The following is a 1,251-nucleotide window of genomic DNA, read 5'->3' as shown; positions in this document are numbered from 1 at the left end:
AAAAGCCCAAGCCCATACAAATCCCGGGCCTGCACAAACCCCAGGCCCACACGAGTCCTACAAATATGGGGCGGCAGCCAAGGGCCGGGCATCGCAGGTTTCGCAGCATTCGCAATCCGTGCCGCGCTGGACCAATCTCGCGCGCACAATCTCGTAAGGGCGTTCCGGTGTCTCGCCGGCTATGAGCTTCAGCGCCTTCCACGCGGCAATGCGCCCCATCGCGAACGGATCCTGACGCATGGTGGTCAGATCCGCCTCATCCGCATACGTGGAATCGTCGAAACCGATGATCGAATAATCGGTCGGCGCGTGCCGGCCGTAACGATGCAACCGCAGCAACAAAGGAATCGCGATCGTGTCGGATTGGCAGCATATCGCGTCGGGAAACTCGTTCAGCGCGATCAGCGAATCAAGCGCCGATTCCACCGACGAGCCGCCACGCGGCAAGGAAATGACACGCCATCGAAGATCGTGCGAATGTTCCGCGGTCCGGCAAGCGCGGACGAAGCCTCGTCTTCTTGCATCGATGGAGGAATGGATGGAATCGACGGCATCGGAGCACAGATACACTATCTTGTTATGTCCAAGTTCGATGAGGTGCAGGGCCGCCTCGTACATTCCCTCTTCGTCATCTATGGAGATTGTGGCATCGAAACCCTCTTCCGACGACGTATTGATGCCGATGATCGGCGCGCGCGCCGGGCCGAGTCGTCTCACCTCTTCCGGGTCCACGGCGAACGAAGCGACGAACACCGCGGCCCAGTCATCGTCTTTTCGCAGGTCCGCGAAGAATTCACGTCGGCTTTCACCGGTGTCGACATGCTGGAACAGCGACACGGCATATCCCTCGTCATGCATCACGGAGTCGATGCCGGCGAACACCTCGTCGTTGAACCAGCTGGTGATGCCTTCGTTCATCAGCAGCGCGACCCGCCGCCGCGAGGATTGCCGAATCATGCGATAGCCATGGTCTTCATCCGTTGTATCCATAAATCCTGCCCCTTTGCGGTTCCCAGCATGTTCAGGCCGCGTCTTTCCGCCTGTGGAAAGACGCGGCGAGCTGGTTTTCCTCTCTTCATCATGCCTGAATGGTCAGGCCGTCAACTCTGCCGAAGTGTATGCCATGATACGCCATTCTCGGCGGTCTTCAACTCGCGCACGCCCGCATGTCCGCGCACACATATCATCCGCGCACACATCGCCCGCCCGCTCGCGCGCCACACTGAGTTCGTCGGTGGCGCCCAAGCATAT

1 protein-coding gene is annotated in these 1,251 nt (G+C 59.6%); it reads right to left on the bottom strand.

All coding sequences use genetic code 11. The annotated features are described in order from the left end of the window. Nucleotides 1-57: 57 nt before the first annotated feature. Complete coding sequence (locus B3C64_RS04700) at nucleotides 58-990, bottom strand: LacI family DNA-binding transcriptional regulator (RefSeq protein ID WP_291534077.1); 933 nt, start codon at nucleotides 988-990, stop codon at nucleotides 58-60. Nucleotides 991-1,251 lie beyond the last annotated feature (261 nt).

The sequence above is a fragment of the Bifidobacterium sp. UBA6881 genome, assembly GCA_002451435.1.
Lineage (GTDB): Bacteria > Actinomycetota > Actinomycetes > Actinomycetales > Bifidobacteriaceae > Bifidobacterium.
The sequence above is the reverse complement of the archived record's forward strand: the minus strand, read 5'-3'. Positions and strand labels throughout refer to the sequence as shown.